Here is a 14,984-nt window from a genome sequence, read left to right on the forward strand (position 1 = left end):
TGCATGCGACCTGTATGGTAGAGCTAGTAACATGATACTTCATAGTGACCAGAAATGTTATTAAACAAATAAACAAGCCACAAATTCAGAACAAGGCTTTGATGTTACCAAATGACTCAAAATCTAATGCACCTAGTACAAGCAATCGACTCGATATTTTCAGTATAGAAATTTAATTCCCTGTTAACCAGACTTCAACTCGCCTGTTCGCTTTTCTCTGTTCTTTAGATTTATTTCCAACAACAGGCATTTTTTCACCTTTACCAGTAACATCTATACGTTCTACAGAGATCCCCTTATCTTCAATATATCTAGAAACGAAATTAGCCCTTCTCAGTGAGAGAGCAAGATTGTACCCTTCCTCACCTTTAGAATCTGTATGGCCTACTATCTTTAAGAAACTATCATTATTCTTACCCATAAAATTAATTAAGGGAATTAACGCATACAGCTGTTCAGCTGTCAGTTCGGAAGAGTCTGTCAAAAAGTAAAGTACCACCGGCTCGTGAGGACTAACAAGCTCTTTTCTTCCGCTAGAAACAGCTGTGAATTTTGGCTTGCTGATTTGGGGTTCATAGTCGCCGTCAAACTTTTTTGAATAATATTTTTTGTTATCTGAATCAAAAATATAACTGACACCTAAAGAAACTGTATGCCCTTCACTTCCTCCAACATTAGGAATATATTCATACTCAGTTCTTAAACTCCACGAAGAATTTAAGGAATATTCAAAACCTAAAGCCCCCAGAACGCTAAAATCACTATCATTCGACATTAAGGAGTTTTGGGAGGAGTTACGATTAACATCCAAATAGCTGCCTCCTACTCGCATAAAGCCTGCGAAAGACTCTAACTTAGGAATCGGGATTGGGATCAATAAAGAAGCGCTATACCCGTTAATATTCGCTTCTATATTTTCATCTTGGTAAAGTGCTTCATAGTGACCATACTTGTTAAAACCAACCTCAAGTGCTAACCATGGTGATATTTTATATCCACCATATACACCATAACCCAAATCAGAAATATCGCATTTATCATAATGGTCATAACAACTATTTTCTATGTTCGTGTAATTGATTTTACCACCCAAGTAGGCTTCACTAAAAAGAGACTTCATATCATCATTAGCTGTAACGACAAAAGAGAACACACTTAATATAACAACAAAGCTAAAGAGTAAAACTCTAACCATTTTAATAGGTTCCTTAGATATTCAGAAAGTAACACTCGAGTTTGCAAAGTAAAGACGAACACTATTAGCTTGTATCATCTTTATTTAATAGTGACACAAGCTAATGGACTATTTAAAACCGCCCGATATAAATTAAAAAATCGTTTAAATCAATTAAAAGCTAAGTCTTTAAATAATATAGATAACTTAGGCTCCAGATCAGAAGCAAAGGCAGAAATATCCCCCCCATTATCTGCATCCCCCCACGCAATAACATGCTTATCACCCGTTAAAACAGCAAATGCATTATTACTTGGATAAATAGATTTAATATCAGTTAATAGTGGTGCGGGGGAACCAGGCGTTGTGACCCCCCAAGTAACAATTGTTCCGTCAGATTTTACAGCCAAGAAATCTTTATTTGATGAATATAATTTAACAACATTCTGAAGTGAACTTTGAACAGTCGAACTATCACCTCCAAACAAAGGGTCCCCCCATGTAACTATGCTTCCATCAGTTTTGAGTGCAGCAAAAGCTAAATCATTTGCAACTATTTCCTTCACATTAACTAATTGAGACTGAACTGCCGAACTATCTGCCGGTGCACCTGCCCCCCACGTTACAACGCCTCCATCTGCTTTCAATGCAGCAAAGGCGGTATTACCTTTAGTTGATACTGAATCTACTATATTAATTAACTCTGATTGAACAGCTGAACTATCGTTATCTTTCCCCCAATTAATTAGAACTCCATCATCCCTAATGGCAGAAAAATGCCTATTTAGCTTCGTAACTCCGATTAACTGACTTTGTACTGCAGTGCTTAACCCGCCAAAAGCAAAAGAGCCCCATGTCACTACATTGCCATCACTTTTCAAAGCAGCCATTACCCCCAAATTACTAACCAGTGAAGTGACACCAACTAATTGACTACTTACACTACTACTATCACCTCCAGAAAAAGAGTTCCCCCATGTGACAACTGTTCCATCTGACTTCAAGGCACCTATAGCATCACCAAAAGATAAAGTTAAAAATTCGATATCGACAAGTTGCTCTTGAACACTTGAACTATCGATGTTACGAAGCCCCCAATTTACAATGCTTCCATCTGCTTTTAATGCAACATATGTCCTATCTACTAGACCTGATGATAACAACTGCTTTAAATTTTTAAGCTCTTCTTTAGGGTACCATTGAGACTCAAAATCACTCCCCCAACCAACAACGGAACCATTAGACTTTACTGCCAAAAAGCCACCTTGCAACGGGAAAATACTTTTGACGTAATCCAATTCTGCAACAACTTTTGCCCTCTGGCTTTTACAAGCATTACTTGCAGTAATCGTACAATATTTATTCCTAACAGTAACAGTAACACCAACTTGCTCTTCACTATTTAGAAAGTATGAATTAACAGGGTTATGAGCAGTTACTGGCAATCCTTCTACTTCAAACTGGTAAGTAGTATTAGCAATTTCACAAGCAGAGCAACTTACGTTAGCAACCAATTCTTCCCCATATGAAAGAACTACATCACTAATTACAGGTGAAGAAGGCTCGAGAATATTGACTATTATTTGTCCAATTTTTTCATGCCCTTCATTATCAGTCACCGTATAATAAAATATATCTTCACCGTAATTTACATCTAAAGGCTCGTAACTGAACGTAAGAGTATTAGGAATAATATTTGTATCACCTAAACGTGCACCAAACACATCCTTAATGACAACAGGCCTGCCTGAAGAATTACTTACCACTGAGGATAGGTCAATAGTTTGTATGCCTGAGTCCATTAAAATATCGGGATATGTTAAAGGTCCAGTGATTAATCCCCCTGCCGATGCTGAAGAAATATTGATAATATTACTTGCACTATATAAATTATCAGAAACGGTATAGCTAATAGCCTCATTCCTAACTTCTCCATTTGGTTTATATGTCAGAATAAGGCCGTTTCGGCTCAAAGTAGCAGGAGGTAAAACAGTACCAATATCAACTAAACTCAAAGTATCACCATCTAAATCAGATGTATAATCTGCCAAATTAATATCTATCGAATTATTAGAAGAATCAAACGGATCTATATTTGCAACAGCTGCATTTGCTATTGGCGCTTCATTAATAATATTGACAGTCACTACGTTTTGCGACACGCCTCCTTCCCCATCAGTAATAACGTAAGTGAATTTGTCAGATACAACATCAAACGTAGCCGTGTAACTCAATATTAACCCTCCATCAATCGATATTGGATTTACCGATGCGTATATCATATCAACAGTTATAATATCCCCTTCAAGATCAGAAACAAACGAGCTTAAATCAATAGTTCTTACTGGCTGTGTATTTATATCTTGAACTGATAAATTGATAGTCACAGGACTAGCAATTGGAGGGGTATTTGGGCTTGCATCTGATACGGCAAATGAGATTGTCGCAATGGCTGTAGCACCATCGAAATCTGATACTTGATAAACAACCTCTTCAGAGCCTATAAACCCATTTGGAGTATAGGTAATAATATCCTGCAACAAAGTGGCCCTCCCTTCGCCACCATAAATTGTAACCGTTAAAGGACTGTTCTCTGGATCGCTTATCAATCCTAGCGCCGTCAAGTTAATGGAAATTGGAGTCAAACTATCCGTTGAGGCTGCATAATCGAAGGCTGTTGGCGCAATATTAGGAACTGGGGGATTAGCATCAGTAACATTGACGAGTAACAAACCTAACGCATAACCACCTCGAGAGTCTTCAACAACATAAACTGCAGAATCTACACCGATAAATCCGGATGGAGTGTAAGACACTACATCACCAACAATCGAGAAACGAGAAGACTCTTGTATAAGACTATTAACCGTCACACTATCCCCATCAGGATCACTATACTTACCAGCTAAATTAATATTAACCGCTGTTACGTTATCAGTATTACTTACGATATCCTGAGCTAACGGAGCTGTATTACCAAGTTCCGTTACCGCAACAATTATCTCACTAGTTTTAGAATCAGCACTCGTTGATACTGAGAAGTTCAAGCGTTCAACCCCAGCTTCAAGAGCTGTAAGCTCAACCGTTGAAGATGTTAATGCCCCAACTTTGACACCGTTCCCTGTTGCTGCAACACTGTCAAGTGTCCAACTTAATCCTGAGTTAACTGCTGAACTCACATTTAAATTAGTACTCTCTTCTTTTAAAAGGCTTAACACTATCGGCTTTACTGAAAGCGCTTCGGGAATAAATGTTGGTATTACCGTGATAGTTATTTCTGCTTGAGCCAAACCACCATTACCATCAGAAAGGACATAGACAAAACTGTCAGTACCACTAAAGCTTCCGGCGTTATAAGTGATAGCTGTATTCGACGTCAATACTGCACGGCCAGATGTGCCGCCTATTGAATCAAATACTAAGCTGTCACCATCAGGGTCACTTATCAATCCATCTGAAATTAATTTATTTATATCAATAACTAACGAATCTTCTTGATCAATAGTTACATCATAATCTTTTGCGACAGGCGATAAATTAGGAGCGCCATCCGCCACTGTTAATGTAAGCGTTCCAAAGTCACTTAAATTCGCATTATCTGTTACTTGATATACAAGCTCTTCAGAGCCGATAAACCCATTTGGAGTATAGGTAATAATATCCTGCGCCAAAGTGGCCCGCCCTTCGCCACCATAAATTATAACCGTTAAAGGACTGTTTTCTGGATCGCTTATCAACCCTAACGCCGTCAAGTTAATCGAAATTGGAGTCAAACTATCCGTTGAGGCTGCATAATCGGAAGCTGTTGGCGCAATATTAGGAACAGGAGGATTAGCATCAGTGACATTGACGAGTAATAACCCTAACGCATAACCACCTCGAGAGTCTTCAACAACATAAACTGCAGAATCGACACCGATAAATCCGGATGGAGTGTAAGACACTACATCACCAACAATCGAGAAACGAGAAGACTCTTGTATAAGACGATTAACCGTCACACTATCCCCATCAGGATCACTAAACTTACCAGCTAAATTAATATTAACCGCTGTTACGTTATCAGTATTACTTACGATGTCTTGAGCTAACGGAGCTGTATTACCAAGTTCCGTTACCGCAACAATTATCTCACTAGTTTTAGAATCAGCACTCGTTGATACTGAGAAGTTCAAGCGTTCAACCCCAGCTTCAAGAGCTGTAAGCTCAACCGTCGTAGATGTTAATGCCCCAACTTTGACACCGTTCCCTGTTGCTGCAACACTGTAAAGTGTCCAACTTAATCCTGAGTTAACTGCTGAACTCACATTTAAATTAGTACTCTCTTCTTTTAAAAGGCTTAACACTATCGGCTTTACTGAAAGCGCTTCGGGAATAAATGTTGGTATTACCGTGATAGTTATTTCTGCTTGAGCCAAACCACCATTACCATCAGAAAGGACATAGACAAAACTGTCAGTACCACTAAAGCTTCCGGCGTTATAAGTGATAGCTGTATTCGACGTCAATACTGCACGGCCAGATGTGCCGCCTATTGAATCAAATACTAAGCTGTCACCATCAGGGTCACTTATCAATCCATCTGAAATTAATTTATTTATATCAATAACTAACGAATCTTCTTGATCAATAGTCACATCATAATCTGTTGCGACAGGCGATAAATTAGGTGCGCCATCCGCCACTGTAAATGTAAGCGTTCCAAAATCGCTTAAATTCGCATTATCTGTTACTTGATATACAAGCTCTTCAGAGCCTATAAACCCATTTGGTGTATAGGTAATAATATCCTGCGCCAAAGTGGCCCGCCCTTCGCCACCATAAATTGTAACCGTTAAAGGACTGTTTTCTGGATCGCTTATCAAGCCTAACGCCGTCAAGTTAATCGAAATTGGAGTCAAGCTATTCGTTGAGGCTGCATAATCGGAAGCTGTTGGCGCAATATTAGGAACTGGAGGATTAGCATCAGTAACATTGACGAGTAACAAACCTAACGCATAACCACCTCGAGAGTCTTCAACAACATAAACTGCAGAATCTACACCGATAAATCCGGATGGAGTGTAAGACACTACATCACCAACAATCGAGAAACGAGAAGACTCTTGTATAAGACTATTAACCGTCACACTATCCCCATCAGGATCACTATACTTACCAGCTAAATTAATATTAACCGCTGTTACGTTATCAGAATTACTTACGATATCCTGAGCTAACGGAGCTGTATTACCAAGTTCCGTTACCGCAACAATTATCTCACTAGTTTTAGAATCAGCACTCGTTGATACTGAGAAGTTCAAGCGTTCAACCCCAGTTTCAAGAGCTGTAAGCTCAACCGTCGTAGATGTTAATGCCCCAACTTTGACACCGTTCCCTGTTGCTGCAACACTGTCAAGTGTCCAACTTAATCCTGAGTTAACTGCTGAACTCACATTTAAATTAGTACTCTCTTCTTTTAAAAGGCTTAACACTATCGGCTTTACTGAAAGCGCTTCGGGAATAAACGTTGGTGTTACCGTGATATTTATTTCAGCTTGAGCCAAACCGCCTTGCTCGTCTGAAATAACATAAACAAAACTGTCATTACCAACAAAACTTGATGGTGTATAAAGAATATTAGTATTAGTTGTAAGAGTAGCTCTACCAGAATCACCAAGTAAACGAACAAAAACAATATCATCACCGTTTTCATCAGTTATAAAATTTTCATTAAGGAGTTCTTTTACATCGAAAACAATTGCTCCACCTTCTTCCATTGTTCGTGTAATGTTTCTTGCTGTTGGTGGAGTGTTTTCTATGGTTAAATCACGAACAATGATAGATATTTCGCCAATGGATATTCCACCTTTTCCATCTGTAACGCCGTAAAATGCAATATCGTTCCCTTTAAACTCTCCAGGAATGTACTCTACTAAGAAGTCTTGAATTTTAAATCTATCGGCAGTCTGTAGAAAAGGGCCAATGACTAACTTGTCGCCATCATCATCTGAAACATAATTTGACAAATCAAAAACCAAAGATTCTTCCGTAGTGATAGTCAAAGTCACTGGCCTAGTATCTGGTCTCGAGTTTGTTTCAGGTCTATTATCTATTGCTAGTAATCCCGTCGAAGAATATGTAATCCCCTCATTAATAATCTTCCAATCAAAAGTTATAAAGCCAACAGATTCAGTTGAAATAAAAGCTTTTTTATCTTTTATTTCAACTTCAGCAGTAATATCAGAAAAATCTATAGACTCGATAAACCAACTATCAGAACCAGAAACATTTGATGAAAAATCTAAAGAAATCTCCCCCCTTTTGAAGAGTCTACTCTAAATACGAAAGGGGTTAATTCTATAACCTCGTCAACTTGAGGGCTTGAACTAGGTAATAGAACCTTATCGGAACGGTCACAACCGATGAGCATAATGAAAATGATGATAAAGATGTAACTCTGTAACTTAGAATGATAATTCATAATTTAACCTTTCAAACAACGGCAGACCTAAATAAGCTTAGTTTATGAGGCTCGAAATGCCTCAAATTTGAGTAAAACAAATTAATTTAAACAATAATAGAATAGAAAAAAAGAATTTAACCACACGAAAACGACAAAAACAACCACAGAACGAAAATTAATTATCACAAAACAATAAATACTTTACGTTTTAATAATGTAGTGGGTTGTATAATAGTAAAAAGGTTAAAACTGACTTGAACTTAGGGTGACTATCTAGTATTGGGCTTATCGATAACAAAATTATTACAAAAAGCCATTAAATATTGAAGGGGGAGTTTGCGTCAGGAACTTTGATAAGCAGTTTACAAGAGACTATACTATATTGCGGATTGGTATATTTGAATTAAAACCAGTAGGTAAAACACTTCTCCCTAACAAATAGTTAACAGTCTGATTATTTATAAAATTCAAATAATCACATTAGGAAGTCAATAATAAATAAGTTTTTGTCATTAGAGTCATAGGACTGATTACAAGTTATATTATAATCAGTAATTTGTCTTAAAGCTTCTATATATTCCTTTGGAGTCATATCAACTTGTTTGGCAATTTCAGAGTAGTATTCAAAAAAAACGTCTTCTTTAGCACCTTTATCATTGCAGGTTAACTCTATGTTATTAACAGCAGCATGAGATCCCCCCAAGTATAAAAACATACAAAGAACACACAAAACTTTAACATTCAACAAATTCAAAACCAACCCCCTCACAAAGCACAATGTTTTTAACATATCGTATAATAAACGCGTACTTTAATAGGTCAAGCTTTATTATATTTATAATGTTCACATAACTTTGCTTCTCTGTTCTTATTTCTCCTCCTCAACCAATAAAAACTAACACTATCTAATTTTATCAATTAGTTAGGAACTTCATAAGCTAATGACCATCATATATCTTGCAATAAACTACCGAAGCATGATTAAAAAGCAGCTTCATTTTATAACTCTGAAACTCAATGTTATGAACTGTTGGTTATATTGGTATACATTACGTCGCACTAGCGATTTTAATTTCATTATTTTATATCTATTAAAATTTGCTAAGAAATAAAGTAAGTGTAGTGGTATGGCGAAATTGGCAAGCTAGTTAGAGGTGATATCATCATCTTATAAGTTAACGGGTGACACTATGAGAAACGTACAAGAAGACTGTTTAGTGCAGAATTTAAACTTTAATCTGCACAACTCGTACTCGATCAGAACTACTTAATTGTTGAAGCAGCTCAAGCTATGAATATCGACAAGTCAACCATAGATAAGCAGGTTCGACAATTAAGAGAACAGCAAGGTAAGCTACATAAGACATCACCTAGAACACTAGAACTGCTGAGCACTTTCGATGGTTATAATGGTCAAACCTAAAGATGTTATGTTCCATAGTGTCCAAGGGGCTAACTAATCAAGCAGAAGGTATCGGCAACTATTATAGAGATACCATCTCAAAAAAGTTTATTTTGTGTGGGAATTGTTGGGATAATTGCCCTTTGAAACGCTTTTCAGGAGTCTAAAGGCAAAGAGAATACACCAACAAAATATCGTTTCTTTACAGAAGCTCTGAAAGAAATTACACGATACATAATTGGGTATTATTGTCAGCTTCCCTAATCAATACAACGGCGGACGGCCCCCTAGAATCAGAACGATTGCTCTGTTTAAACTTTAAGCTTGTGGCCAATATTAGTTGACCACTATAGTTTTACACATCGAAAGACTAAACCTTCAAGATATATTACTATTTATCACACTCAAATACAGCATCAACCGTGACTCTCCTACCTAAATTGGCATATTTTAAGTATTTAATTATATAAGAAGGCCCTTCAACTTCTGAATTTATAGAAGACTTAACCCTTTCCGCCCTTCTCTCTGCGAGCCAATGGCTATATTTTAAGAGGTCTGATTCACCATTTAAAACATATTCAGCGTTTAAAACAACCTGTTTAAGCTTTCCTGACTTCAATTTCATTAAAATACTTTCTAATTGAGACTTATTTTCGTCACTATAAAAAGAACTATTCCTATCGAAATCAACCTCACCAACATATTCTATTATAGGACAGGTATTTAAAAGCAACATTAACGAGAACCACATTCTCCCCCTTCTTTAACTATCAGGCTTATCTATAAATAAAGCTTGAGGTTCTTCAATATTTATATATCCAAACTCCGACTTTAATTCCCTAAGTTCCATAATTATCTCTATTCGCCGCCTAATCTCTGTTTTGACAGAATTTGTACTAGATGAGCCCTTCTTCACTTTAGCCTGACGGCTCCCTTTTTCAACAAACACTAACGCCTCCAAGATACTAAATTTAAACCTAAAATTATTGTATCACGATAATAATGATTCGTTAAGCGATAAGTTAAGTGATCTACGTTATACTCTAACCAAACAAGACACCTTGTTGGAGGTATCATAACCAAAAACCAACGAGGCAATAATAAAAGAAGTTTACCGACGAATTAAAACTAGAATGTGTCAAATTAATAACCATTTAAGGGTAGCCAGTCAAACAAGCAGCCAATGCGATAAGTGTTGGATATTCCACATTACAAAAATGGCCACACCAATATAGAGAAGAGCAAATTGATATCACGCCTCCCTCTCGGCATCACCGCTGAGCAAAACGAATTCAAGAGCTAGAAAGTGACAATAACCTGTAAAAAGCCTCAGCCTTCCTCGTTATGGAAGTGAAGAAAGGCTGCAAGTCTCATAAAATTGAAGAAGGCAGGATTTAATGCTCACGCATTTGCCGTTGTTTTGAATTAGCACGCAGTTCGTTATATTTTAATGTAAAATCTAAGCTAATAAAACCAGATGATATTCGCTTAAAAGCTTCAGTTAAGCATATCCATAATGAAACGGATGAGACTGATGGTAGCTGTAAAATAATTATTGAGCTTAATCATAAAGGTTATCGTATGGAGATCCATAAAGTAAGGGGCTTAAAGAAGATTTAAGTTAATTGCTAAATATCCACGATTACATCGTTACCCTTGCGCATGTAAAGCATTAGCGATTGCGCCGAATCATCTGAATAGACAGTTTAACCCTGAGCAATTAAATACGCATTGCTCAGGTAACATTACGAATTTACGATTCGCAGCAAACAAGCTAGAGCCATTAACAGGGCTAATATTCCATTCAAAAAGTGCCCAATATACCAGTTAAGGATTTCATATTGCTTCCCTAAATTAGATATCAAAGCTAACATGAATATGCAGGAAGTTGTTTATATAATGCAGTCTCTGAGCGTGTATTTAGAAGTTTAAAATCTGAACGAGTCAATTAAAGAATATATCAAGCAAAAGCAGATATGATTGATTATATCAAACAGTTTAATAATCAAAAGAGACGACACCACAAACAGGTCAAAGATCTCACCAGCAGAATATGAGACGAATAGATAAAAAGTGTACAAGATCAGTTGACCATTACTACATTAATGAACAGCCCTCAGTCTTTTATCTGCTACTTGAGGCATTTAGCAGATAAAAGGCTGAGAGCTAAACAATTTGCGAGTAACCTCATCAAAGTTAGGTAGCACAACAACAGAATGGTCCCAATTTCACTCCAGTATTAAGACTTGAATATACCTAACTCGCTGCCGATAAAGCCCACAACTCTTAAAGCATTACAAACTATTCCCCCTATAAATTAAGGCTAGTTGAACTGCCACAATAACTTAAAAAAGAGTATTGCTGCACCACGTTTCTGCGAAGGGCTTGAATATTCCGAAGCTGTTAAATGCATTAAGTAAAAAAGGTAAAATATTGAACCAGAGCACCAAGACCAAGCTATCTCTCACTTAAAGAAGCTTTGATTGTTATATGTGTTATTGAATATTACAACCATGCTAGGCCTCTCAAAAGCGATCTTTCCCATCAAGCCAGGAAAGATATAATTGTAAATACACTCCCAAGCTAACTTGACATTATACAAGCATGCAAATAGGGCGCCCAATAAGAGGATAAAATTACAATGAGATTTTAAACCTCCCATCACTGTAGATAAAAAATAGCATAGAGCGACTAAAGCATACACCGACTAATGCTCCTAACTAAAGTAATTAGGAAACAAGTTAAATCAAATATCAGGCTAAATATAAGTAATGAGGATTTTAAACCTAAGCATATTCTACCTATTACGCCACTAACTACAGCTGTATCTTCAGTACCACGAAGACATCTTTCCCACATCAAAGCCAATGTCGACGAATACTTAGCTGAGGAAATGATAAAGCAACTATAAAAAAGCAAAAACTATACTCTTTAGTAGTGCAATTTAATTTCATCATTCTCTATACAAACCACAACTATCGATGCAGTGCCATTGTTCTCATTCTGTACCTGACTAAAAATTTACTTTATCATCAACCTCCTCTCCCACCTTCGAAGAAAACTCCAATATGTCACCAGGTTGACAATTTAACAAAAAACACAACTTAGCAAGCGTTTCGAAACGAACTCCCTTAACCTTCCCTCGCTTCAACAAGGATAGATTTGTAGCGGTGATACCAACAGCCTCCGCCAAATCTTTAGAGTTAACCTTTCGTTTCGCCATTACAACATCCAAATTTACAATTATATTCATTAGTCATTTGTCATTTCATTACCAGTTTAATCATGGGGAAAGCTCTAAAAAGCAACCGTCCCCTATGAAAGCAACCTAAAGAGCGTACCACTGAGATCTCGCAAACGCAACCACGCTACCTAGAGCACCCACGGCAATAAAACTATACAAACTTATTGTTTTCGTCCTTAATATGCCTAGCCTCCCTTAAAATGTACGTTATAGTCACAGTTATACCTACAAGTAGAACATCCCCAAGATCAATATCCATATGAAAGACTGTTTCGTAAAAATAAAAACTATGATAAACATACTCTATTGATGGCAAAAGCACCGAACGATACACTATTACAAATACTTCAACCCCTATAAGACCAAAGTAACACTTCATAGCCCTATCCCCCCAGTAATCTCCTGAGTGGTATAATTGCAAAAGCCTCTGAAACCAATAGACGTTCAAGAAAAAACAAATTAAAATTGGTGATTGTATCGTAAGCAACACCCACTTAACGCCTAATCCTGACTCCCAAAGCTCAACGAAAGACTCACTTGTGTGCCATAGAATTTTGCCATAAAACAACAAAGAATACCCTATTGAAAATACGACTAAAAATGAACCTAATAGAACAACAAACCTCATCCTAAAGCACAAAACCATCAATTTATTTCGCTCCCCCATCCCAATCTCCTCTCAACAAGCAAACACTCCTTAGACTATAGCAGGCAGCCCAAAATACACACAATAAAGCAACATTAAGATACATGAATAGTTTATATCACATCCCGTCACATACATTCAACAACCCAAAGCATCGCAAAACAACATATTAAAACCACTTAACATACAAAAATTATCGCAATACAATACTTATCGTATAGTCTATGATGGGTAATATAACTCTATCGATAAGATGGAAAGATCTGCGACAAACACATTTTAAATTAACAACGATAGGTAAATTAGAGTGATGACTAAAGTAATTTCAATTCTGAGCGGTAAAGGTGGGGAAGGAAAAACAAGTATTAGCCTAAAAATATCTTATGCATTAAGCAAACAAAATAAGAAGGTACTTATCTTAGATTTTGATCATACAAACAGATCGGACTACTTCTCTATATTACATAAAAAACCAATACCACAATCTAAAGAGCAATCCCCTATAGAGCATAGGATTCAGCTATTGATGAAAAATGTCTACATAGTTTCTTATGCAGATATATTAGAATGCAAGGGAAATTCTGCTAGTTTTTGGCAAAATCATTACCACATATTTCAAGATATTGAGAGGATAAAAACTGAATATGATGTAATACTAATTGATACTGCGATAAACTTTTCTGAAGCGTCCTTTAGCTTTGCTAAAGCTTCAGATGAAATATATATAATATTAAGCTATTCAGCCCCCTCACTAACCAAAGCTTACCAACTGCTTAAGGAATTGAATAGCAAACATAGTATCTATAAGGTTAATGTGATTGTTAACAACGTATCATCATACAAAGAAGGAAGCGCAATATTTAAAAAGCTACTTTGGTTAACTCATAACTATTTAGAAATAACACTCCAATTAAGTGCATGTATACCAAATAATTTATCATTACAAAAAAATATCTGCAAAGCTGATAGAACATATAGCTATTGCAGCAAACTAGCTAAACAGGTTAGTTTACAAAAAACGACAGCTAAACAACAAGGTTACTTAAAGCTTTAAACTAAAATGCATTTACAATGTACACGTTGAGAATCGCTCTTTATTACAGATTTATTGAAAACTGTAGCTAAAAATATGACACTCTATATAAGATCAACTTTATTGCTCGTTTAAAAGTCGAGTCAAAACCGTATATAAAATCAAACTGCGCCTACAGCTCCACCCCAAGTTGCTAAAAACTATTAATTGGGGCATTCGTTAGGCCTTCCATTAATTCCACCTCGTATTCGACTTGTTCACAGACTACTTTAAAGCAGTTAGTCGACTCAGTACTGTGCTTCCCTCTATAAGAGCATCCTTCTCGAACACAAATCAACCAACCATAACATCTAAATACAACCAACCTTTCTTATATAGTTAACACAGGTTATTGAACAATGCACATATAGTTACCCTGTGTTAAACTTTTGCTCAGATGATTCGGTACAATAACCGGTGTTTCCTACCCAAAGGGACAATGTAACATTTGGTCTTTAACAATTTGCTTAAGCTTTCTTATTAAGCAGCAGACTTTATTGCATTCCACACGAAAATCTTGATGATTAAGCTCAGCCATCAACCTATGGCTGATATTAGCCCCATTAACTTCATTACGCTCCCCCTTTAACCGCAGACTCAAATCGAGTTTCACTCAACTCTTTAGTTCGTTGGCTTTCTATTTAAAAATTAATCAAACAGCATTCCAACTTAAAACAACGATATATTAAACATCAACTCCTACCTTCTTCAATTTTAGCGTGGGTTATTACCTCGTTTGTATTCACTAAGAATGGTTGACACTTTTAAAAAGTGTTATAACCCTTTTCTAGACGTTTCTGTTATTTTCTAGCACCTCAAATCACTTTGCTCAGCAGTGATAGCCAATGCTTTGGGTGTAATATCAACTTGCTCCTACTTTTTCGAAAAGTATTGACATAACACCCCCACACTGCAATCATTGTTTTACGTAAATTAATACTCGCAAAACAACACTAACAACATTGCGACAGCAGTTTGGGATTATATAGCACTTCAAATTA

The 14,984-nt window shown here is 36.6% G+C and carries 6 protein-coding genes and 1 pseudogene; 2 read left to right on the plus strand and 5 right to left on the minus strand.

Going from position 1 to position 14,984, the window contains the following annotated elements; genetic code table 11:
* Positions 1–172 precede the first annotated feature (172 nt).
* The 3 genes from AC0L4E_RS10255 to AC0L4E_RS10265 form a co-directional block, all read right to left on the minus strand.
* A complete protein-coding gene (locus AC0L4E_RS10255) occupies positions 173–1,195 on the minus strand; it encodes an OmpA family protein (RefSeq protein WP_473679111.1) in 1,023 nt (340 codons plus the stop codon).
* 149 nt (positions 1,196–1,344) lie between these two features.
* Positions 1,345–7,218, minus strand: a complete 5,874-nt coding sequence (locus AC0L4E_RS10260; RefSeq protein WP_473679112.1) for an Ig-like domain-containing protein — start codon at positions 7,216–7,218, stop codon at positions 1,345–1,347.
* Between the two features lie 876 nt (positions 7,219–8,094).
* Positions 8,095–8,373 carry a hypothetical protein gene (locus tag AC0L4E_RS10265; protein ID WP_299569595.1) on the minus strand — a complete coding sequence of 93 codons (279 nt, stop codon included), beginning with the start codon at positions 8,371–8,373 and terminating at the stop codon, positions 8,095–8,097.
* Positions 8,374–8,773: 400 nt separating this feature from the next.
* Here AC0L4E_RS10265 and AC0L4E_RS10270 point away from each other — a divergent pair.
* Positions 8,774–9,003 (plus strand): annotated as a pseudogene (locus tag AC0L4E_RS10270) (transposase); the annotation flags it as partial.
* A 409-nt stretch (positions 9,004–9,412) separates the two neighbouring features.
* Here the strand turns inward: AC0L4E_RS10270 and AC0L4E_RS10275 are convergent.
* Both AC0L4E_RS10275 and AC0L4E_RS10280 read right to left on the minus strand, forming a co-directional pair.
* Positions 9,413–9,772 (minus strand): hypothetical protein, encoded by a 360-nt coding sequence (locus AC0L4E_RS10275; RefSeq protein ID WP_299569597.1) that lies wholly within the window; start codon positions 9,770–9,772, stop codon positions 9,413–9,415.
* A gap of 2,262 nt (positions 9,773–12,034) precedes the next feature.
* A complete protein-coding gene (locus AC0L4E_RS10280; RefSeq protein ID WP_473679113.1) occupies positions 12,035–12,274 on the minus strand; it encodes a helix-turn-helix domain-containing protein in 240 nt (79 codons plus the stop codon).
* 947 nt (positions 12,275–13,221) lie between these two features.
* Between AC0L4E_RS10280 and AC0L4E_RS10285 the strand changes: the two genes are divergently transcribed.
* Entirely contained in the window at positions 13,222–13,965 is a 744-nt protein-coding gene (locus AC0L4E_RS10285) for an AAA family ATPase (protein ID WP_299569612.1), read from the plus strand.
* Positions 13,966–14,984 lie beyond the last annotated feature (1,019 nt).

This window comes from Shewanella sp. GJ50-10 (genome assembly GCF_055808815.1).